The organism is Streptomyces recifensis (genome assembly GCF_002154615.1).
GTDB classification, from domain to species: Bacteria; Actinomycetota; Actinomycetes; order Streptomycetales; family Streptomycetaceae; genus Streptomyces; species Streptomyces griseoluteus.
The window spans coordinates 24603-45928 of the sequence record NZ_MUNH01000119.1; the positions used below are offsets into that span (position 1 = coordinate 24603).

Annotated in this window: 19 protein-coding genes; 5 read left to right on the forward strand and 14 right to left on the reverse strand. The window is 71.1% G+C overall.

The features are described 5' to 3' along the window. Positions 1 to 63: 63 nt before the first annotated feature. The 4 genes from CCN33_RS07765 to CCN33_RS07780 all read right to left on the reverse strand — a co-directional run bounded on the left by CCN33_RS07765 (position 64) and on the right by CCN33_RS07780 (position 4901). Entirely contained in the window at positions 64 to 1278 is a 1215-nt protein-coding gene (locus tag CCN33_RS07765; protein ID WP_086692573.1) for an MFS transporter, read from the reverse strand. Between the two features lie 99 nt (positions 1279 to 1377). After that, complete coding sequence (locus tag CCN33_RS07770; protein ID WP_086692575.1) at positions 1378 to 2430, reverse strand: endonuclease/exonuclease/phosphatase family protein; 1053 nt, start codon at positions 2428 to 2430, stop codon at positions 1378 to 1380. A gap of 187 nt (positions 2431 to 2617) precedes the next feature. Next, a complete protein-coding gene (locus CCN33_RS07775; RefSeq protein ID WP_208621678.1) occupies positions 2618 to 3247 on the reverse strand; it encodes a TetR/AcrR family transcriptional regulator in 630 nt (209 codons plus the stop codon). Positions 3248 to 3317: 70 nt separating this feature from the next. After that, positions 3318 to 4901 (reverse strand): MFS transporter, encoded by a 1584-nt coding sequence (locus CCN33_RS07780; protein WP_208621679.1) that lies wholly within the window; start codon positions 4899 to 4901, stop codon positions 3318 to 3320. A 190-nt stretch (positions 4902 to 5091) separates the two neighbouring features. Between CCN33_RS07780 and panB the strand changes: the two genes are divergently transcribed. Further along, the gene (gene panB, locus CCN33_RS07785) at positions 5092 to 5955 is read left to right on the forward strand and encodes a 3-methyl-2-oxobutanoate hydroxymethyltransferase (protein WP_086692579.1); all 864 of its coding nucleotides are present in this window, start codon (positions 5092 to 5094) and stop codon (positions 5953 to 5955) included. A 148-nt stretch (positions 5956 to 6103) separates the two neighbouring features. On the opposite strand, the gene CCN33_RS07790 is transcribed toward panB, so the two are convergent. Together CCN33_RS07790 and yczE are read right to left on the reverse strand one after the other, a co-directional pair. Then, positions 6104 to 6847 carry a metallophosphoesterase gene (locus CCN33_RS07790; RefSeq protein WP_086692582.1) on the reverse strand — a complete coding sequence of 248 codons (744 nt, stop codon included), beginning with the start codon at positions 6845 to 6847 and terminating at the stop codon, positions 6104 to 6106. Positions 6848 to 6863: 16 nt separating this feature from the next. Beyond that, the gene (gene yczE, locus CCN33_RS07795; protein ID WP_244173722.1) at positions 6864 to 7574 is read right to left on the reverse strand and encodes a membrane protein YczE; all 711 of its coding nucleotides are present in this window, start codon (positions 7572 to 7574) and stop codon (positions 6864 to 6866) included. 60 nt (positions 7575 to 7634) lie between these two features. Between yczE and yczR the strand changes: the two genes are divergently transcribed. Beyond that, positions 7635 to 9026, forward strand: coding sequence for a MocR-like transcription factor YczR (gene yczR / locus CCN33_RS07800; RefSeq protein WP_086692584.1), 1392 nt, complete (start codon positions 7635 to 7637; stop codon positions 9024 to 9026). Positions 9027 to 9124: 98 nt separating this feature from the next. Beyond that, positions 9125 to 9649 carry a putative immunity protein gene (locus CCN33_RS07805; protein WP_086692586.1) on the forward strand — a complete coding sequence of 175 codons (525 nt, stop codon included), beginning with the start codon at positions 9125 to 9127 and terminating at the stop codon, positions 9647 to 9649. On the opposite strand, the gene CCN33_RS07810 is transcribed toward CCN33_RS07805, so the two are convergent. The 4 genes from CCN33_RS07810 to CCN33_RS07825 form a co-directional block, all read right to left on the reverse strand. Further along, positions 9650 to 11404 carry an NAD+ synthase gene (locus CCN33_RS07810; RefSeq protein ID WP_167387791.1) on the reverse strand — a complete coding sequence of 585 codons (1755 nt, stop codon included), beginning with the start codon at positions 11402 to 11404 and terminating at the stop codon, positions 9650 to 9652. It abuts the gene before it with no gap. A gap of 83 nt (positions 11405 to 11487) precedes the next feature. After that, positions 11488 to 13452: a S53 family peptidase gene (locus CCN33_RS07815; protein ID WP_086692589.1), complete on the reverse strand. Its 1965-nt coding sequence runs from the start codon at positions 13450 to 13452 to the stop codon at positions 11488 to 11490. A gap of 198 nt (positions 13453 to 13650) precedes the next feature. Next, positions 13651 to 14283 carry a DUF305 domain-containing protein gene (locus CCN33_RS07820; protein ID WP_086692591.1) on the reverse strand — a complete coding sequence of 211 codons (633 nt, stop codon included), beginning with the start codon at positions 14281 to 14283 and terminating at the stop codon, positions 13651 to 13653. Beyond that, positions 14280 to 14960, reverse strand: a complete 681-nt coding sequence (locus tag CCN33_RS07825; RefSeq protein WP_086692593.1) for a DUF3105 domain-containing protein — start codon at positions 14958 to 14960, stop codon at positions 14280 to 14282. Before CCN33_RS07825 ends, CCN33_RS07820 begins: the two co-directional genes overlap by 4 nt. A 126-nt stretch (positions 14961 to 15086) precedes the next feature. Here CCN33_RS07825 and CCN33_RS07830 point away from each other — a divergent pair, with 126 nt between their 5' ends. After that, on the forward strand, positions 15087 to 15563 hold the full coding sequence (locus CCN33_RS07830; protein ID WP_086692595.1) for an RrF2 family transcriptional regulator: 477 nt from the start codon (positions 15087 to 15089) through the stop codon (positions 15561 to 15563). On the opposite strand, the gene CCN33_RS07835 is transcribed toward CCN33_RS07830, so the two are convergent. Next, the gene (locus CCN33_RS07835; RefSeq protein ID WP_086692597.1) at positions 15524 to 16687 is read right to left on the reverse strand and encodes a globin domain-containing protein; all 1164 of its coding nucleotides are present in this window, start codon (positions 16685 to 16687) and stop codon (positions 15524 to 15526) included. The two genes, CCN33_RS07830 and CCN33_RS07835, sit on opposite strands and share 40 nt — an antisense overlap. Before the next feature lie 263 nt (positions 16688 to 16950). Here CCN33_RS07835 and CCN33_RS07840 point away from each other — a divergent pair, with 263 nt between their 5' ends. Next, a complete protein-coding gene (locus CCN33_RS07840) occupies positions 16951 to 18312 on the forward strand; it encodes a glutamine synthetase family protein (protein ID WP_031179817.1) in 1362 nt (453 codons plus the stop codon). A gap of 244 nt (positions 18313 to 18556) precedes the next feature. Here the strand turns inward: CCN33_RS07840 and CCN33_RS07845 are convergent, their stop codons facing one another. Genes CCN33_RS07845 through CCN33_RS07850 form a run of 3 tightly spaced genes read right to left on the reverse strand, consistent with a single transcriptional unit; the run spans position 18557 to position 21265 of the window. Continuing rightward, a complete protein-coding gene (locus tag CCN33_RS07845; protein WP_086692599.1) occupies positions 18557 to 19831 on the reverse strand; it encodes a glycosyltransferase family 2 protein in 1275 nt (424 codons plus the stop codon). After that, the gene (locus CCN33_RS31905) at positions 19821 to 19979 is read right to left on the reverse strand and encodes a hypothetical protein (RefSeq protein WP_167387792.1); all 159 of its coding nucleotides are present in this window, start codon (positions 19977 to 19979) and stop codon (positions 19821 to 19823) included. The genes CCN33_RS07845 and CCN33_RS31905 overlap by 11 nt, the downstream gene beginning before the upstream one ends. Positions 19980 to 20005: 26 nt before the next feature. After that, complete coding sequence (locus CCN33_RS07850) at positions 20006 to 21265, reverse strand: nucleotide sugar dehydrogenase (RefSeq protein ID WP_086692601.1); 1260 nt, start codon at positions 21263 to 21265, stop codon at positions 20006 to 20008. Between the last annotated feature and the right edge of the window lie 61 nt (positions 21266 to 21326).

Genomic DNA, 21326 nt, shown 5'->3' on the forward strand with positions numbered 1-21326 from the left:
GAGACCCCGTCCATCCCCTGCGGACAGGGATGAACGGGGTCTCAGGCCGCCGGCGGGCGGACCTCAGCGGTGCACCGTCTCCTGCGCCTCAGGAACGTGCGCCGCCACGAGCCGGCCCGCAGGCGCGGACGCCCGTCGCCGGTCCACCCCGTACGCGACGCCCGCGACACCCAGGCCGAGGACGGCGAGCAGCGCACCCGCCAGCGCGGGCGAGGTCGCGCCGAAGCCCGCCGCCAGGGCCAGCCCGCCGATCCACGCGCCGCCGGCGTTCGCCAGGTTGAAGGCGGCCTGGTTGGCGGAGGAGGCGAGGGAGGGGGCCGCGGCGGCCTTCTCCATGACCATGAGCTGGAGGGGGGAGCCGGTGACGAAGGCGGCCATGCCGAGCAGGGCCACCCCGAGCGCCGCGCTCCACTCGGCGCGCATCAGCAGCGGGAAGAGCGCGAGGACGACGCCGAGCGCGGCCAGGCCGCCGAACAGCGTGCCCCGCATCGCGTGGTCGGCGAGGCGCCCGCCCAGCAGGTTGCCCGCGGTGGCGCCGACGCCGAACAGCGCGAGCAGCAGCGTCACACTGGCGGGGGCGAACCCGGCGGAGTCGGTCAGCATCGGGGTGACGTAGCTGTACGCGGCGAAGAGCGCGCCGAAGCCCGCGACCGTCGTACCGAGCGCCAGCCAGACCGGCAGGGACTTCAGCGCGGCCAGCTCGTGGCGCAGCCCCGCCGAGGTGGCGTGGGTGTGGTCGCGCGGTATGAGCAGGGCGAGCGCGGCTATCGCGGCCAGACCGATGGCGCTGACCCCGAGGAAGGTGGCCCGCCAGCCCATGTGCTGGCCCATCAGGGTGGCCACGGGCACGCCCGCCACGTTGGCGACGGTCAGCCCGAGGAACATCAGGGAGACCGAGCGTGCCTTGCGCTCCGGCGCGACCATGCCGGTGGCGACGACCGCGCCGACGCCGAAGAAGGCGCCGTGCGGCAGGCCGCTCAGGAAACGGGCGGCGAGCAGGGACTCGTAACCGGGGGCGAACGCGGAGAGCGCGTTGCCCGCGACGAACACGGCCATCAGGCCGATCAGCACCGTGCGGCGGGACATCCGGGCGGTGACCGCGGCCAGCAGCGGAGCGCCGATGACCACGCCGAGCGCGTACGCCGAGACCAGGTGCCCGGCGGTCGGGATGGATATGTGCAGGTCGTCCGCGACGTCGGGCAGCAGGCCCATCATCACGAACTCGGTGGTACCGATGCCGAAGGCGCCCACGGCAAGGGCGAGCAGGGCCAGGGGCATGAGGGGACCTCTCAGAACGAAAGTGCCGTACAGGGCTCAGGGGGAATCTTCTATGTTCCCGTACGGAACAAACTCTTTCAAGGCCAGTATTCCTGCGGGTTACGACGGCATGTCGAGCTTCACACGAGCCGCCACCGGGAGATGGTCGCTGTTGGTGCGCGGCAGGGTCCAGGAGCTCTCCGGCTCGACGCCCTTGACCATGATCTGGTCGATCCGCGCCATCGGGAACGCGGCCGGCCAGCTGAAGCCGAATCCGCTGCCCGCCGCGCCCTGCGTGGAGCGGAGCTGGGAGGTCACGGCGTTGAGCGAGCGGTCGTTCATCGTGCCGTTCAGATCGCCGAGCAGCACGACGCGGGTGAGGGTCTCGTCCGCGATGGCCTCGCCGAGCGCGTCGGCGCTCCTGTCGCGCTGCCGGGCGGTGAACCCGGCCTCCAGCTTCACCCGCACCGAGGGCAGGTGGGCGACGTACACCGCGACCAGGCCGTGCGGCGTGGAGACCGTGGCGCGCATCGCCCGCTTCCAGCCGAGCTTGATGTCGACCGGCTCGACCTGGCTCATCGGGTACTTGCTCCACAGCCCGACCGTGCCGACCACCGAGTGGTAGGGGTACGTGGCCCTGAGCGCGGTGGAGTACACCGGCACGGCGGAGGCGGGCAGTTCCTCCAGCGCGACCATGTCGGCGCCGGAGGCGGAGACGTCGCGGGCGGTGGCGGCCGGGTCCGGGTTGTCGGCGTTCACGTTGTGGGTGGCCACGACCAGGTCGCCGCCGGTGCCCGACTTGTCGGAGAGCAGCAGCCCGCCGAACAGGTTCAGCCAGACGATCGCCGGGAGCAGCACCGCGATCAGCGCGGTGGCGGAGCGGCGGACGAGGCCGAGCACCAGCAGCACCGGGATCGCCAGGCCCAGCCAGGGCAGGAAGGTCTCGATCAGGCTGCCCAGGTTGCCGAGCCGGTTCGGGATGCGCGAGTGGACCACCATCACCAGCGCCAGCAGCAGCGCGAGCGCGGCGGTGACCAGCCCCCGGCGCCAGATGCGGGGATCGCCGCGCCAGCCGCCGAACAGGCGGTGCGCCAGGCGCCGAAGCCGCGACACTGGTCGCTCGGGCCCCGAGCCGCCGTTGTCCGTCTCCGTCATGTACGCCTGCTGCGCCATACCGTGCCTCACTGCCTGCCGTGCACTCCGTCATCCCCCCGTGTGTGTGTACGACCCTAGGGGATGCCGGGTTCCGTTCCGCCGTCCCATGACGGCCGTTCGGAAGACGAGGACGTGCGAGGCGGCGCCATCAGTTCCGAGAAGCCCCTGCACGGAGGGTTTCTGTGACGAAACACGCACATCCGGGCTACCGCGCCGGGGACCTGACGGGCCGTAGGCCGGCGAGCAGCGTGTCGACGATCTCCTCCGCGAGCCCCTCGGGGAGGTCGGCGTCGGGGCGCAGGACGGTGCGGACGAGCATGGCGCCGACGAACATGTCGTTGGCCAGTTCCGGGTCGATGTCGGTACGGAGCTCGCCGTCGCGCTGGCCCCGGCGCAGCACGTCCAGCGCGAGGGCCCGGCGGGGCGCTATGACGCTCGCCTCGTAGGCGGCCCAGATGCGGGGGCTGCACTTCGCCTGCACGTAGACGTTGTGCATGATCGCCGAGGACCGGCTGGCCAGCCCCCGGCGGCGCAGGGTCTCCAGCAGGACGACGAGGTCGTCGCGCATGGAGGTGCCGGGCAGTTCCGGGTCGGGGGGTTCGGCGGTGCGCAGGACGTCGACGAACAGCTCCTCCTTGCCGCTCCACCGGCGGTAGATGGTGGCCTTGCCGACCCCGGCGGTACGGGCGACCCGCTCGATGGAGAGGTCGGCCAGCGGTACGCCGTCCTCCAGGAGCTTCATCACGCCCTCGATGATGGCGCGCTCCACGGCCTCGCTGCGGGGCCTGCCCCGGGCGGGGGCGGGCTGCGCGGGCCGGTCTGCGGCAAGGCTCACGTCTCGTCCTCTCGGTGTGCTGCGGAAGATTCTCCCGCAGCGGCAGCCTCCCCCCGCCGGGTACCGGTACTCAGTCGCCGGTGCTGATCAGTTCCGGCTCGCGCTCGCCGGCCTCGGCGGCCGGGGTCCTGCCCGGCAGGAACACGGCGACGACGACGGCCCCGATCAGCGCCACGCCCGTACCCCACAGGGCGGTGACGTGCATGGCGTGCAGGAAGGCGTCGTAGGCGGGCGTGACCAGGGCCTGGCCGCGCGGGCCGAGCTTCTCCGCGATGCCGAGGGTGGCCTCGATGGACTCGCCCGCGGTGTCGCGCAGGCCGGGCGGCAGCGCGCCGAGGCTGCCCTCGATGCCGCCCCGGTAGGAGGTGGCGAGCACCGAGCCGAGCACGGCGATGCCGAGGGCGCCGCCGACCTGGCGGAAGGTGTTGCTGAGCGCGGAGGCCGAGCCCGCCTTCTCGCGGGGCAGGGCCTGCATGATGACGACCGAGGTCGGGGTCATGATGTGCGCCATGCCGGTGCCCATGAGGAAGAACACGACCTCCAGCAGCCAGATCGGCGTGTCGGCCTCGAAGCCCGCGAACGCGGCCAGGGTGGCGGCGATCAGCAGCATGCCCGCGGTGGTGGTGGCCCGGTTGCCGAACCGGTCGACCAGCAGCCGGGCGCGCGGCGCGAAGATCATCTGGGCGGCGGCCAGCGGCAGCATCAGCAGGCCGGACTCCAGCGGGGAGTAGCCGCGCACGCTCTGGGTGTAGAAGACGCCGAAGAACGTGACACCCATCAGCGCGAAGAAGACCAGCGCGATGGCGGCCATGGCGGCCGAGAAGACCTTGTTGCGGAAGTAGGTCACGTCCAGCGAGGGGTGGTCGCTGCGCTTCTCGTGGACCACGAAGCCGATCAGCACGACGACACCGGCGATGATGGTGGCCAGCACCTTGGCGTCGGTGAAGTCGGCCAGCTCGCCGCCCTTGATGATGCCGTAGACCAGCAGCACCAGGCCGAGCACGGAGAGCACCACGCCGACGGGGTCCAGGCGGCCGGGCTTCGGGTCGCGGGAGTCGGGGACCAGCCAGACCATCAGGGCGAGGGCGACCAGCACGATGGGCACGTTGATCAGGAAGACCGAGCCCCACCAGAAGTGGTCCAGCAGCGCGCCGCCGGTGATCGGGCCGATGGCGATGGCGAGGCCGACCCCGCCCGCCCAGATGCCGATGGCCTTGGGCTGCTCCGAGCGCTCGAAGACGTTCATCAGCACGGCCAGGGTCGCGGGCATGACGAAGGCGGCACCGAGGGCCATCACGGCGCGGTAGGTGATCAGCTGGCCCGGCGAGCCGGACTCGGCGGCCAGCGCCGAACCGATGCCGAACACCACCAGCCCGCCGAGCAGCACCTTCTTGCGGCCGAGCCGGTCACCGATGAGCCCGGCGGTGAAGAGCAGGCCGGCGAAGACCAGGGTGTACGAGTTGATCGCCCACTCGATCTCGCTCTGCGTGGCGCCGAGACCGGTGGGCGCCGGGGTGGCGATGGTCTTGATGGCGACGTTCAGGATCGAGTTGTCGAGCACCACGATGAGCAGGCTCAGCATCAGCACGCCGAGGATCGCCCAGCGGCGCCGGTGCACGGCTTCCGGTATCCGGGGGGCAGGGGAGGTTGTCATGTGCCCGATCGTATGCCCATTCCAATACGGCACCGTCTCGTATCTGAATTCCTTTGCCGAGGCATTGCGCGGGCCCTCCCGGACCGGAGTCCCGGGGTCCCCCTGGCCACCTCCGGCACGAGGTGCCACCATGGAGACGATCCGGGGACGCCGAAAGGGCGCCTCGAGATGAACTGAAGGAGCCGTTGCCATGACGCAGCTCTCGGCTGCCCAGACGAAGCCCTCCGACGGCAAGACGCTGTACGGAGGAAAGGGCACCCGCCGCATCACGGTCCGCGACATCGCCCTCGCCAAGGAGCGGGGCGAGAAGTGGCCCATGCTCACCGCCTACGACGCCATGACCGCCTCCGTCTTCGACGAGTCCGGCATCCCGGTCCTCCTCGTGGGCGACTCGGCGGGCAACTGCCACCTCGGCTACGAGACGACCGTGCCGGTCACGCTCGACGAGATGACCATGCTCTCCGCCGCCGTCGTACGCGGCACCAGCCGCGCCCTCGTCGTCGGCGACCTCCCGTTCGGCTCCTACCAGGAGGGCCCGGTGCAGGCGCTGCGCTCGGCGACCCGGCTGGTCAAGGAGGCCGGGGTGGGCGCGGTCAAGCTGGAGGGCGGCGAGCGGTCGCACGAACAGATCCGGCTGCTGGTCGAGTCCGGCATCCCGGTGATGGCCCACATCGGCCTCACCCCGCAGTCCGTCAACGCCATGGGCTACCGGGTCCAGGGGCGCGGCGAGGAGGCGGCCCAGCAGCTCCTGCGCGACGCGAAGGCGGTCCAGGACGCGGGCGCGTTCGCCGTCGTACTGGAGCTGGTCCCGGCGGAGCTGGCGGCCGAGGTGACGCGGGTCCTCCACATCCCGACCGTCGGCATCGGCGCGGGCCCGGACACCGACGCGCAGGTCCTCGTCTGGACCGACATGCTCGGCCTGACCTCGGGCCGGGTCCCGAAGTTCGTCAAGAAGTACGCGGCGCTCCGCGAGGTCATGGGCGACGCGGCCAAGTCCTTCGCGGAGGACGTCGTCGGCGGAACGTTCCCCCTCGACGAGCACTCCGTCCACTGACCACTGCCGCACCACCAACGGGCAGCCCGCCGGACCTTCCCCCTACCGGCGGGCTGCCCTGTGGTTTCTCGGGGCGGCGGGCCCGGCCCGGTGCAGGTCCGGCGAACACCGGGCCACCGCCCTGATCAGCTCACGGTCCCGTCCCCGCTCAGAGCACGACGCGATAGTGGGTGGTCAGGCGCCGGTCGTCGTCCAGGACGTGGAAGGCGATGCCGGGTGGCTGGTCCCGGTCCGCCGGGTCGTCGCCCTCCCAGGGCATCCTCAGGGTCCAGGTGACCGCGGGGCCGACGATCAGGGGACGGCCGGCGAAGACCGAGGCGGCTGCCGTGTGGGCGTGCCCGGTCAGGACGGCGACGACCCGCGGGTGCGCCGCGAGCAGGGTGGCCAGTGGCCCGGGCCGTTCCAGCAGCATGGAGTCGACCAGCGGGTGGTGGAGTCCGACCGGTGGGTGATGGAAGGCGATCAGTGCCGGGGTGTCCCGTGGCAGGCCGGCGAGAGTGGTGTCCAGCCAGTCGAGCGTCACCGCGTCGAGACGTCCCTCGTCGCGGCCGGGGATGCTGGAGTCGCACATCAGCACGGCGGTCCCGGAGACGTCGTGCAGCCGGTTGACGGGGGCGTGGTCGGGCGCCTCGCCGAGCAGAGCCTTGCGGTAGGCCGCGCGCACGTCGTGGTTCCCGGGAAGGGTGAGTACCGGGAAGGGAGCCGCCAGGATGCGGGCTGCCTCCTCGTACTCGGCCTCCTCGCCGTGATCGGCTATGTCCCCGGTGACCAGGACCGCGTCGACCGGGTGGGGCAGCGCCCGCAGGTGTTCCATGACGCGCTCGGCGCGCCGGGTGGCCCTCTCACTGCCGTCCAGGTGCAGATCACTGATCTGGGCGAGTAGCACCGTCATCTTCGTCCTTTCGCGTTCATCGGGTGTGCCGGTCCTCTGCCTCGCCGACGGGGAGGCGAACCGCCACACGGGGGAGGAAGAGGCCGACGAGGGGCCCCATGCACAGGGTGACGAGCACCGTCCCGGCCCCGACGGTTCCGCCCATGAGCCAGCCGGCGCCGGCCACAGCGACGTCGATACCGGTGCGCACCGCGGCGACGGGCAGGCGGGTGAGCCGGACCAGCCCGGTCATGATGCCGTCGCGGGGCCCGGACCCGAACTGCGCACCGAGGTACAGCGCGTCGAAGAGGGCCAGAGCGACGAGGCCGAGGACGAGGTAGGCGATCGCGGTGAGCGTCCCCTGCGGGGGCGGGAGGACGGCCGCGGTGGCATCCGCGGCGAAGCCGACGACGGCGACGTTGAGAAGGGTGCCGAGACCGGGGAGTTCCCGCAGCGGAATCCAGGCCAGGAGTACCGACAGGGAGATGAGGTTCGTCGCCCACCCGAACGAGACACCGAGGGCCGTGGCGGTGCCCTCGGTGAGCACGTTCCAGCCGGCTGCGCCCAGCCCGGAGCGGACGAGCGTCATCACGGCGGCCCCGTACCCCGCCAGGCCCACGAGAAGCTGGAGGACGCGACGTGTCGTGCGGCCCGCTCTGAACTGGGCGAGCGCGTTCAGCCGGGTCAGGACGGGCGGGTCGGGGCGCGCCCGTACGGAGACGTGCGCGGTGGAAGCAGGATGTGCCATGCGGCAAGCCTGTGAGCATCTGGACCTCGAATCCATAGCCAGATTGCTTATGCTGGCGAGGTGAAGGTAAGCGCCCACGCGGTGGCACGCATGCTCGGGACGTGGCGGGAGGGACCTGGTCCCGCGCACCAGCGCCTCTCCGACAGGCTGCGGCTCCTGGTCCTGGACGGACGTCTCCCTCTCGGGTCGGCCCTGCCGAGTGAGCGTGACCTGGCCACGGCGCTGTCCACCAGCAGAACCACCGTCGGCGCCGCCTACCGCACCCTGGTCGATCAGAGATATGCCGCCACCCGGGCCCGGGCCAGGGCGACGGTGCGGCTGCCCGACGACCCGCCGCCCGAGCCCGGGAACGCCGCGGGTCCGGCGGCCATCGACCTGTCCTTCGCCGCTCCGCCCGCGCCCGTCGAGATCCTCCACACCGCGTTCGCGACCGCGCTCGAACAACTGCCCAGGCACTTCGAGCGGCACGGCTACGACCGGTACGGCATCGCGGAGCTGCGTGAGGCGGTGGCCGGCTGGTATCGGCGGCGCTCCCTGCCCACGGACCCCGACCACATCCTGATCACCAATGGCGCGCAGCACGCGCTCGCCCTTCTCGCGCGTACCCTTCTGTCGCCGCGCGACAGGGTTCTGATCGACCATCCGACCTATCCGCACGCGATCAGTACGTTCACCGAGGCGCGTGCCCGGCTTCTGGCGGTCGCCGTGGGGCCTTCGGGCTGGGACACGGCACAGCTCCGGGAAGCGGCCCGCAGCGCGAACCTGGCCTACCTGATCCCGGACTTCCACAATCCGACCGGCCTGTGCATGCCCACGAGCGTCCGCGCCGGGCTCGGGCTCGCCTGCCCCACGGTCGTCGACGAGACCATGACCGACCTGGTCCTGGAGGGAGCAAGCCCGGAACCCTTCGCGCTGCACATGCCGACCGCTGTCAGCGTCGGCTCGGTCTCCAAGAGCATCTGGGGCGGCCTGCGCATCGGCTGGATCCGGGCGGCCCCGTCTCTCCTCGAACGCGTCCAGCAGACCCGGCACGCCACGGACCTCGGCACCCCCGTCGTCGAACAGCTCGCCACGGCCGCACTCCTGAACGAACACCAGACCCGGCGCCCGGACACCCTCCGGCAACTGCGATCCCAGCGCGACGCGCTGTGCGCAGCACTCGCCGAGAACCTGCCCGACGTCCGGGCCCCCAGGCCCGACGGCGGCGTGACCCTGTGGGCGACCTTCCCCGAGCCCGTCAGCTCACGGCTGGCAGCGGTCGCCCCGGACCACGGAGTGACCATCGCGGCCGGACCACGCTTCGGGATCGGCGGCGCGTTCGAACGCAACGTCCGGCTGCCCTACACCCTCCCGCCCGACCGGCTGACAGAGGCGATCGGCAGACTGGCACTGGCACGGCGAGCCCTCGCCCGAGGCGCCACCGGCACGCACACCCCCGCACCTGTCGCCTGAGCGCCGGCACCGCGGCAGGCCCGTACCCGCAACTGCGGTCACGCCGATCCGAGTTCCATGTCGGCCGTCCGGGACCACCTGGAGGAGAAGAGGGGCCGATGAGTGCTGCCGTCGAACTGAGCAAGGACGATCTGCGGGCTGTCACCGCCTTCGCCGCGGCCTCCGCCGAGACCGTGCTCGGCATCTTCGAGGCTGATCAACCCGAAGACCCGCGGCCTCGGGAAGCCATCGGCGCCGCCTGGGCGTTCGCGCGGGGCGGGGAGCGGGGGAAGGCGCTGCGCGACACGGCGTGGGCGGCGCTCAAGGCGGCCCAGGTGGCGCCCTCCGACGCCGCACGGGAGGCCGCGCGGGCGGCGATGGCCGCGGCCGGGGCCGCCTATCTGCATCCGTTGGCCAACGCCACGCAGGTCAAGCACATCCTCGGGGCCGGGGCCCACGCGGCGCTGGCGGCCGAGCTGGTCGCCGGGGAGAGCGCGGTCGGACACCTCGAGCGGACGGTGCGGCGGGCGACACCCCTTGTCGTCGACGTGCTCCATCGCTACCCGGCCGCCCCGCAGGGCGGTGGACGGGTGGGCGAGTTGATCCGCGCCCTCGACGCCGGCCTGCGCGCCCGCCCCGAGTGACTACGCCCGCTCCCGCCACGCGTTCGTGATCGGCAGCCGACGGTCCTTTCCGAATCCCTTCGGGGAGATCTTCGTGCCCGGCGGGTACTGCCGCCGCTTGTACTCCGCCGTGTCGACCATGCGGAGGATGCGCACGACGAGGTCACGGTCGAAGCCCGCCGCCACGATCGCGTCCGCCCCCTGGTCGTGGTCGACGTAGAGGTCGAGGATCGCGTCGAGGACGGGGTAGTCCGGCAGGGAGTCGGTGTCCACCTGGCCGGGGCTCAGCTCGGCGCTGGGGGGCTTGCTGATGGAGTTCGACGGGATCGGCGGGGTCTCGCCGCGTTCTTCGGCCGCGCGGTTGCGGTAGCGGGCGAGCCGGAACACCGAGGACTTGTAGACGTCCTTGATCGGGCCGTACGCGCCCACCGAGTCGCCGTACAGGGTGGAGTACCCCACCGCCAGCTCGGACTTGTTGCCCGGAGCCAGCACGAGATGGCCCTCCTGGTTGGACACCGCCATCAGCAGCGTGCCCCGCAGCCGGGACTGCAGGTTCTCCTCCGCGAGCCCGGTCAGGCCCAGCGCGCCCATGTACGCGTCGAACATCGGCTCGATCGAGACCGTACGGAAGTGCAGCCCGGTGCGCCGGGCCAGCTCGGCCGCGTCGCTCCGGGAGTGCTCGGAGGAGTACTTGGACGGCATCGAGATCCCGTACACGTTCTCCGCGCCCACCGCGTCGCACGCGATCGCCGCCACCAGCGCCGAGTCGATGCCCCCGGACAGTCCGATCAGCACCGTGCGGAAGCCGTTCTTGGTGACGTACGCCCGCAGGCCCGTCACCAGCGCGCCGTACATCTCCGCCTCGTCGTCCAGCCGCTGGGCGTAGCCGCCGAGGTGCTCCGGCTCGTAGGGCGGCACGGGCTCGGGGGAGAGGACCACACGGTCGATGCGCAGACCGTCGTCCACGACACCCGTCGGCGCGTCCGGGTCGGCGGCGGGCAGGTCCAGGTCCAGCAGCAGGCAGGTCTCCTCGAACTGCGGTGCCCGCGCGATCACCGCGCCGTCCGCGCCGACCACGATGGAGTCGCCGTCGAAGACCAGCTCGTCCTGGCCGCCGATCATGGCCAGATAGGCGGTGGTGCAGCCGGCCTCCTGGGCCCGCTTGCTCACCAGCTCCAGGCGGGTGTCGTCCTTGTCGCGCTCGTACGGCGAGGCGTTCACCGAGAGCAGCAGGCCGGCGTGGGCCGAACGGGCGGCGGGGACGCGGCCGCCGTCCTGCCAGAGGTCCTCGCAGATGGCGAGCGCCACGTCCACCCCGCGCACCCGGATCACCGGCATGGTGTCGCCGGGCACGAAGTAGCGGAACTCGTCGAAGACGCCGTAGTTCGGCAGGTGGTGCTTGGCGAAGGTGAGGGCCACCTCGCCCCGGTACAGCACCGCCGCCGCGTTCTGCGGGGCACCGGCCGGCTGGCCGTACTTCGGCTGCGCGGTCGCCGAGCGGTCGAGGTAGCCGACGACCACCGGCACCTCGCCGAGTCCCTCCCCGGCCAGCCGGGCGGCCAGCGTGCGCACGGCGGCGCGGGAGGCTTCGACGAAGGACGAGCGCAGGGCGAGGTCCTCCACGGGATACCCGGTCAGCACCATTTCCGGGAACGCGACCAGATGCGCTCCCGCCTCGGCCGACCGACGGGTCCGGTGGACGACGGACTCGGTGTTGCCGGCGATGTCGCCGACCCGGGCATCGATCTGATTCAGGGCGAGACGAAGTTGAGGCACCCCGCCAGTGTAATCGTCACTCCGACGCGATGGGGGGCGTGAGGTGTCCGGCACCCCACGCCCCCGTCACCGGCTACCGCGGATCAGTGACCCTTGTACGACTGCACGTAGCCGTTCGCGGGCGAGCCCACGCCGGTCACGTCGTCGTAGCCCTTGACCGCGTGCAGCGAGCTGTCCTTGCCGAGGCTGCGGACCGAGGTGGTCAGGCCGCCGGAGGCGTCCAGACCGTTCACGAAGTCGGTACGGGCCACCGCCAGGCCGGAGCCCGTCGGGTTGTCGGTGACGTCGTGGAAGACGCCCTTCTTGCCGTACCGCTGGTAGATCGACGGGTTGGCGAAGCCGATCGCCTTGCCGCCGCGCGCCTCCTGCGCCAGCGCCTGCACGGCCGCGATCACCGGCGCGGCCAGGGAGGTGCCGCCGATGCGGTACTCGCTGTAGCGCTGGGTCCCGTCCGGGAAGGTCTGGGTCTGGCCGACCAGGAAGCCGGTGTTCGGGTCGGCGATGGCCGCGATGTCCGGGACGACGCGGTTGCCGGCCTTGTTGTTGGCCGTGGCCAGCTTCTTCGGCACGATGCCCTGCTGGTAGTACGGCTGCGGCACGGTCCTGCTGGTGCCGCCGCCCGCGCCCGAGGTGAAGGCGCCGGGGAAGGCGTCCCAGCTCTTGCCGTCGGCCGACAGGAGGGCCTTCTCGGTGCCCCAGCCGGTCTCCCACTGATACGTGTCGCCCTTGCCGACCGCCAGCGAGGTACCGCCGACCGCCGTCACCCAGGCCGAGTTGGCGGGGGTGTCGACCTGCTTCACGCCCGGCGTGGTGTCCGTGGCGGTGTTGGCCACCTCGTCACCGTCGTCGCCGGAGGAGAAGTAGAAGCCGATGCCCTCCACCGCGCCGAACTGGAACACCTGGTCGTACGCGGCGGCCAGGTCCGGCGTCTGGTTGGCCTCGATGTCGCCCCACGAGTTGGAGACGATGTCGGCCAGGTGGCTGTCGACCACCTTGCTCAGCGAGTCGAGCAGGTCGTCGTCGAGGCAGGACGCGGCGCCCACATAGGTGACGTCCGCGTTCGGCGCGACCGCGTGCACGGCCTCGACGTCGAGGGTCTCCTCGCCGTACCAGCCGGCCGCCCCGCACTCGTCGGCCCCGGTGTGCGTGTACTTCTTCGGCAGCACCTGGTGGAGCTGGCCGGTCTTCCACGCCGCGTCGCCGTGCTTCTTGGCGTAGGAGCCGGCGTCGAAGGCGATGGTCGGCGAGGCGTAGGCGTCCGTGATGGCGACGCGCACGTGCTTGCCGGTGTACTGACCCGCGCCGTAGGCCGCGCGGAGCTGCTTGCCGGTGTAACCCTGGATCGCGTACGGGATCTTGTGGCCGTACGCGTCCGGCAGGCTGCTCGCGGTGTTCGAGCCGAAGTAGCTCGAGAACGGACCGGCGTTCTTGAACACCGCGTCCGGAGGCGGCAGCTGGTCGTCGTGCTTCGACTTGTGCGGCGCGGTGTCCAGGCCGGTCACCGTGAGCACGGCGCCCTTGAGCGAGGCGGGCGCCGAGGCGGTCTTCGCCGGGGCGCGGTAAGTCCGCTTGCCCTTGGCGTAGTTGTGGAGCTGGGTGCCGAACGCCTTCTCGGCGGCGGCCACGTCACCGGAGACGGCGACATAGTGCGCGGTGACCCCGGTGACCGTCAGGCCGGCCGACTTCAGCCAGGACTTGACGGCGGTCACCTGGGCCTTGGTGGCCCCGAAGCGGGCCTGCGCCTGCTTGGCGCTGAGGTGCTTGCCGTACAGCGGCGAGGCCGGGTCGGAGACGGCCCTGGCGTAGGCCGCCAGTCCGGCCGCGTCCCGGCCGGCCAGGTAGACGCGGGCGTTGACGCGGGCGCTGTCGGCCGCGGCGCCCTTGTCCGCCTTCGCCGTGGCCCACAGCGGCCGGGTGCCGGTCAGCGCGTTGCGCGCCGGCCCGTCCGCGTGGGCCGCGGGTATGCCGAGCGCCAGCGCCCCGGCGATCATCGGCAGCGTCGCCGCCATGCTCACACCGGCGCGCGTCTTGGCGCGGTTGGATCTCATAGAACCCCCTGCGATGCGTTTCGCATGCATGTCGTGGTCGGTACGTCGCGGATGTGCGCCGGTGAAGCGGCGGTGTCGACCGGCGTGGAGATCGCACGATGGGGGCCACTCTGACCGATGAACCGTTCATGTCAGGGGAAGCAAAAGGTCAAGAGAAGCTCAAGTAACCATGAAAAGAGCTGACTTGATTCGGATTTCTCACGAACGGGCGTGTGCGCCCCGCTTCTTGAGCATGTCCGCCATCAGCCGGATCTCGGACCGCTGGGCGTCCACCATCCCCCGCGCGAGCCGCTGCTCCGGCCCCGCCGCACACCGGGCCACACACCCCTCGGCCATGTGCACCCCGCCCCTGTGGTGCTCCGTCATCAGCTGGAGGTAGAGCACCTCCGCCGCGCGCCCCTTGAGGGAACCCAGCTTGCGCAGGTCGGAGTTGGTGGCCATGCCCGGCATCAGCGCGCCGTCCTGCCCCGGCGGCATGTCACCCATGCCCATCCACGTCATCGGCGGCTCGGCGGACACCTTCGGCAGCCCCCACAGATCCAGCCAGCCCAGCAGCATCCCGCGCTGGTTGGCCTGGGTCTGCGCGATGTCGTACGCGAGCCGCCGCACCTCCTCGTCGCCGGTGCGGTCGCGCACCAGGTACGACATCTCCACGGCCTGCTGGTGGTGCACGGCCATGTCCCGCGCGAACCCCGCGTCCGCCGACTCCGCGCCCGGCACCCGTACGGCGACGGAGTCGCGCTCCCCGCCGGCCGCGTACCCCCCGGCCCCCGCCGCGACGACGGCCAGGACGGCGGCACCGGCCGCCAACCCGGCGTACCCGCGCCTCACTTCATGACCCCGCCGGTGCAGGAGGCGCCCGGCTCCGGGGTCTGCTTGCCCTGCACATAGGCGGCGAAGAACTTGTCCACCTCGGGGTCGGACGCGCTCTTCACGCTCACCTGGTGCCCCCACGCCGAAAGGATCAGCGGCGCGTCCTGGTCCGCGTACGGGCTCATCAGCGAGTACGGCGTCCGCTTCACCTTGGCCGCGAGCGCGTCCACATCCGCCTTCTTCGCGTGGTCCGTGTACGTCACCCAGACCGCGCCGTGCTCCAGCGCGTGCACCGCGTTCTCGTCCCGCACCGGCTCCTTGTAGACGTCACCGTTGCAGTTGAGCCACACCGGGTTGTGGTTCCCGCCGACCGGCGGGTGCATCGGGTACGTCACCTTGGTGCCGACATGGGTGCGCGACAGCTTGCCTGACCAGGTGCGCACCCCGTCCGCGCCCGTGGTGAAGTGCCCGGAGCCGCCCTTGGCGTCCCCGCTCGCGGCGGTGTCCTTGTCCTTGCCCGAGTCCGACTGGGAGCGCACCAGCGCCACCCCGCCCGCGACCAGCCCCGCGACGACCACGACGCTCGCGGCGACGGCCAGCACCCGGTTGCGGCGGGCGCGGGCACGCTCGGCGCGCCGCATCTCCTCTATGCGCGCGGCGCGCGCGGAGGCGGGGGTGTGCTGGTCGGTACCCATGGGGCGTGTCCTTCCGCGGAGCGGTCGTGAGGCCCGCTGATCGTAATGGGGAGAACGGGCCGGGGGCAGGCAGGTACGACAACCGGATAATTTGAACCGGGGATGCGCATTACCTACGCTTCCGGTATGCGGCTGTTGCGCTCCACCGATCTCGCCCTGCGCGTCCTGATGCGGCTCGCGGTGAGCGGCGACGCCAGCCCCACGACCCGGCAGGTGGCCGAGGACATGGGGCTGCCCTACACCCACACCGCCAAGGTCGTGGCCGAACTCCAGCACCTCGGACTTCTGGAGGCCCGCCGCGGCCGGGGCGGGGGACTGGCCCTGACCGGCAAGGGCTCTACCGCTTCCGTCGGCGCGGTCGTCCGGGTCTTCGAGGGCGACGGCGACGTGGTGGACTGCGAGGGCCCCACCCCCTGCCCCCTGAACTCCGCCTGCCGCCTGCGCGGTGCCCTGCGCCGGGCCCAGGAGGCGTTCTACGCCGCCCTGGACCCGGTCACGGTGGGAGACATGGTCGCCGACCCCACCGGCCCCCTGCTGCTGGGCATGGTCGGCGGCCCGCCCGCTCAGCTCGCGAGCCAGAGGTCCGGCCCGAACACCTCGTAGTGGATGTCTGCCGGGGTCACACCCTTCGCGATGAGCTGCGCCCGCACCGCCCGCATGAAGGGCAGCGGCCCGCACAGGTAGGCGCGGGTGCCGGAGGGCACCGGAATCCCGGCCAGGTCCACCAGGCCGGCGCGGGCGCCGTCGGCCGCGTCGCGCTCGTAGAAGAAGTGGCAGGCGCAGTCGGCCAGCTTGCCGGCGTACAGCTGATGGTCGGCGCGCAGGGCGTGGTGGGCGGGGGAGCGGTCGCCGTGCACCACGGTGACCGGGCCGGTGTGGCCGTCCGCCGCGAGCGAGGCCAGCATCGCCACCATCGGGGTCACCCCGATACCGGCCGAGGCGAGCAGCAGCGGGCGGCTGTCGTCACCGTCGAGCACGAGGTCGCCGTACGGCTCGGACAGGGTGAGCCGGTCACCGACGGCCGCGTGCGCGTGCAGGAAGGCGGAGACCTCACCCTCGACGCGCTTGACGCTGATCTGCCGCAGCCCGGCACCGGGGGCGCCGGAGATGCTGTACTGCCGGATCTGGTGCGCGCCGTCGGGCAGGTCGACGCCCACGGACACGTACTGCCCCGCGCGGAAGCCTGACACCGGCCCGCCGTCCACCGGGCGCAGCCGCAGCGTGACCACGTCCGCCGTCTCCGGGACGCGCTCCACGACCTCCCACTCCCGGGTACCACTCCCGCCGCGCTCCTCGTACAGCCCGCGCTCCAGGCCGGTCAGGGTGCGGGCCATCAGCCAGTAGACCTCGTCCCAGGCGGCCGCGACCTCGGGGGTGACGGCATCGCCGAGCACCTCGACGATGGCGGCGAAGAGGTGCTCGTGGACGACCTGGTACTGCTCGGGGGCGATGCCCAGGGAGGCGTGCTTGTGCGCGATCCGGCCGAGCATCGCGTCGGGCCGCTGGTCCGGGTGCTCCAGCAGCATGGTGGCGAAGGCGGCGATGGAACCGGCGAGGGCCTGCTTCTGGGCGCCCGACGCCTGGTTGCCCCGGTTGAACAGGTTCCGCAGCAGCTCGGGGTGGGCGGCGAAGAGGCGGGCGTAGAACCGCTCGGTGATCTCGCCGATGGCCGCGCCCACGGCGGGCAGGGTGGCGCGGACGGTCGCGGCGGAAGACGGGGACAGCATCGGGGCTCCTCCTTTAATTGGTATCTCAGATACCAATTAAAGCGCGGCCTCCCGGCCACCTGTTACGGAGGGGGCCGTGAGCATGCAAGATGGGCATGGGAGAGGTGCACCTGGTGTGCGCGGGACGTTCAGCCCGCAGACGTCCGGCTGATCAAGGTCCGCAACGCGCGCGAAACGCCGATGTGGTGGGATGCTCAGGTGCCGACCGCCTCCCGTCGCACCACGGACAGGCGGCCTGACCAGCAAGGATGGGGAAGCGGAAGATGGACAAGCAGCAGGAGTTCGTGCTCCGGACCTTGGAGGAGCGCGACATCCGGTTCGTACGCCTGTGGTTCACGGACGTGCTGGGCTTCCTCAAGTCCGTCGCCGTGGCCCCCGCGGAGCTTGAGCAGGCGTTCGACGAGGGCATCGGCTTCGACGGCTCGGCCATCGAGGGCTTCGCCCGCGTCTACGAGTCCGACATGATCGCCAAGCCGGACCCGTCCACGTTCCAGGTCCTGCCCTGGCGCGCCGAGGCCCCCGGTACGGCCCGCATGTTCTGCGACATCCTGATGCCGGACGGCTCCCCGTCCTTCGCCGACCCGCGCTACGTCCTCAAGCGGGCGCTGGCCCGCACCTCCGACCTGGGCTTCACCTTCTACACCCACCCGGAGATCGAGTTCTTCCTGCTGAAGAACAAGCCGACGGACGGCAGCCGGCCGACCCCGGCGGACAACTCCGGGTACTTCGACCACACCCCGCAGAACGTGGGCATGGACTTCCGCCGCCAGGCGATCACCATGCTGGAGTCGATGGGCATCTCGGTGGAGTTCTCCCACCACGAGGGCGGCCCCGGCCAGCAGGAGATCGACCTGCGGTACGCCGACGCGCTGTCCACGGCGGACAACATCATGACGTTCCGCCTGGTCATGAAGCAGGTCGCGCTGGAGCAGGGGGTGCAGGCGACCTTCATGCCGAAGCCGTTCTCGGAGTTCCCCGGCTCGGGCATGCACACCCACCTCTCCCTCTTCGAGGGCGACCGCAACGCGTTCTACGAGTCCGGCTCGGAGTACCAGCTCTCCAAGGTCGGCCGCTCCTTCATCGCGGGCCTGCTGCGGCACGCGGCGGAGATCTCGGCGGTCACCAACCAGTGGGTCAACTCCTACAAGCGCATCTGGGGCGGCTCGGAGCGCACGGCGGGGGCGGGCGGCGAGGCCCCCTCGTACATCTGCTGGGGCCACAACAACCGCTCGGCCCTGGTCCGGGTCCCCATGTACAAGCCCGGCAAGACCGGCTCGGCCCGCGTGGAGGTCCGCTCCCTGGACTCGGGCGCCAACCCCTACCTCGCCTACGCCGTCCTCCTGGCCGCCGGCCTCAAGGGCATCGAGGAGGGCTACGAACTCCCCCCGGGCGCCGAGGACGACGTCTGGGCCCTCTCCGACGCGGAACGCCGCGCCATGGGCATCGAACCCCTCCCGCAGAACCTGGGCGAGGCCCTCACCCTGATGGAACGCAGCGACCTGGTGGCCGAAACCCTGGGCGAACACGTCTTCGACTTCTTCCTCCGCAACAAGAAGTCGGAGTGGGAGGAGTACCGGTCCGAGGTGACGGCGTTCGAACTGCGGAAGAACCTGCCGGTGCTGTAGAGGCAGGCCGAGGCGGCACACCGGTGATTCGACGTGAGGGGCCGGCGGTCAGTGACCGCCGGCCCCTCCGCATGTCACCTGCTCCCGGGCCGCCTCTGGGCCGTCGCGGCAGCAAGTAAGAGCTGGTCCGAGGCCACCCATGTCGAGAGCGTGATCGGAAGGACGCGCAGGCACCTCCCTTTCCGGGTGCTGCCAAACGACCTCTCAGGGTCGACGCTCTGAGTGCGGCCGGCGACCTCGTCGGTCAGGCCCTGGTGGCGACCGGATTCGGGCGGGTTCCGGCGTGCGCGTTGCCTCGGGTGTGCCAGCCGCGTTCGCGGAGTTTGAGGACGGCCCAGTACTTCGCCGGGTAGATGACGAGGACCTTGACCAGGAGTTCCACGGGCGTGGCCCACAGCCAGGTGATCATCTTCGTGGTCCGGCTCATGTGGGGACGGCGGATGAGGTATTGGGCCGTCTCGGCGTAACGGATGGCGAGGTAGGAGCCGAAGGCGATCCAGACGTAGGGCCCCTGGGCGCGGAAGAAGACGCCGCTCAGGGTCATGACCAGCAGTACCGGAAGCATGATCCACTGGGTGACGGCGAGCAGCGGGAACAGGAGCTTCCGCCACTCGAGGTTGATCGCGGCGAAGGGGAGTGCCTGCCAGGAGGACTTGCCCCAGCGCAGACGCTGCTTGAACAGGCCCCGCACGGTGTCGGGCATGGCGGAGTGCACGAGCGCGTCGTTGACGACCACCACGTCCCCGCGCAGCAGGGCGTACATGGTCAGACGGCGGTCGTCGCCGTTGGTGCCCGACCTCACGTAGTCGGCCAGGTTGCCGAAGACCACGGGAGCGCGGTACAGAGCGAGCGCCCCGGACGTCGTCTCCACCGCACCGAGGACGGAGCGGGAGGAGCGGATCATCAGGCAGCTGGTGCCGATGTTGACGTCGGAGATCCGGGTCAGCCAGTTGTCCCGGAAGTTCCGCGTGAGGATCAGCCCGGTGGCGGCCATGACCTTGGGCTTGCTCATGGCCCGCATCAGGTGCTCGACCGCGTCCTCGGCCGGAACCGAGTCGGAGTCGACAGTCAGGACGAAGTCCCATTCGGCAGAGTTGAGTCGGCTCAGAATGCCTGCCTGGGCATAACGCTTCCCACCGTTGGCCTGGTGGTGCCAGTGGATTCTGGGGTGGTCGAAAGGCTCAACCGGATGTTGCGAGGAGCCGTCGTCCATGACATGGATCTCGTCCACGGGACAGGTCTGCCGTAACAGCGACTCGAGTGCGGCACGCAGCAGTTGGGGCTCCTCCTCATAGGCCGGAACCAGGGCGACGATGCGGCCCTTGGCCGGACGCCGGTTGCGCCACTGCGTATTCACCTCCAGCGACGAGATGTAGAAGACGATGAGCGCGGCGTCGAAGAGGTACAAGGCCGTCAAGAACTTGCGGTCGCTCTCGCCCAGGGCGAGGTGGTAGGTGGCTGCCCAGACAGCCACCCCCACCGCGCCCAGGACGCAGGCGACGAGCCTGCTACGCCTCATACCGGTTCCCTCTGTTGGCGACGCGGTACAGCACCGCGCCGAGGATGACCAGGCCGACGATCATGGCGATGGTCCACTGGAAGGCGGCTGTTCCGCCGAACAGCGCCACGGCGCTGCCCGTTCTGGCGAGGGTGCCCTTGTCATACATGTGGATGCCTTGTCTTCTCTCGGGTCCTAGAGGCGTTCGATGTGCGGTGCGCTGGCCATGACGCCACGGGTGTCCAGGACGTAGGCCGCCTCGTCGGCCACCCGCATCAGGTCGAACTCCTCGTGCGGGGTCAGCAGTACGACGGCGTCGAAGTCGGCGACGCTCGTACCGGCGCGCGCGGCGGCGAAGGGGATGTCCCGGTCGCTGTCGGCGGGCAGATAGGGGTCGATCACGGTTACGAGCGCGCCCATGGCCCGCAGCCGGTCGACCACATCGACCGCCGGAGACTGGCGGGAGTCGGCGGTGCCGGGCTTGTACGCGACGCCGAGGGCGAGGATCCGGGCTCCGTGGACGCTGCGGGAGAAGCGCCGGCCGAGGGCGTCCTGGAGCCGGCGCACCACGTACTCGGGCTGGCTGTCGTTGATGTCCTGGGCCAGCTCGATGAGGCGAAACGACTCGCCGTGCTGCGTCTTCACATGGTGGCTCAGATAGACCGGGTCGATGGGCAGGCAGTGGCCGCCGACACCTGGCCCGGGCTGGAACTTCGTGAAGCCGAACGGCTTGGACGCCGCGAGCTCGAGCGTGTGCCACACGTCCACGCCGAGGGTGTGGGCGATTCGGGAGAGCTCGTTGACCAGGGCGATGTTGACGTGGCGGTAGGTGTTCTCGAACACCTTCGCCAGCTCGGCCTCCTCCAGCCCGGACGCGGGTACAGTCACCTCGGTGACCGCGTCGTAGAACGCCTTCACGCGCTCCAGGCACGCCTCGGTAAGCCCGGCGACGATCTTCGGTGTGTTTTCCAGGCGCCACACCGCGTTGCCCGGATCGATCCGCTCGGGGCTGAAGCCGACGTGGAAGTCCTGCCCGGCGACCAGGCCGGAACCCTCCTCAAGCAGCGGAATCAGCACGTTGCGTGTGGTGCCCGGGTGTGTGGTGGATTCCAGTACCACGGTCCCTCCCGCCTCCAGGCACCGGGCGAGTTCCCGGGCGGCGTCGCGGACACAACTCAGGTCCGGAGTGCGGTCGGTCAGTGGAGTCGGCACGGTGATCACTGCGACGTCGAAGCCCTTGAGGTCCGTCGGGTCGCTGGTGGGCTTGTAGGCACCGGAACGCAGCAGGCGCCCGAGTCTGCCGGAGTCGATGTCCTCGATGTAGGACGACCCGGCGGCGAGCTGAGCACACCGGCGCGGATCGGGCTCATAACCGATGACGCTATGACCTGCCTCCGCGGCCCTCAGGGCCAGCGGCAGGCCGACATACCCCTGTCCCAGAACGCAGATGTCCATGGCGATTTCCTCACCCTTGAGCCGGCCCGCGGACGTGGCGGGCCGGAAAACGGCGCCCCTG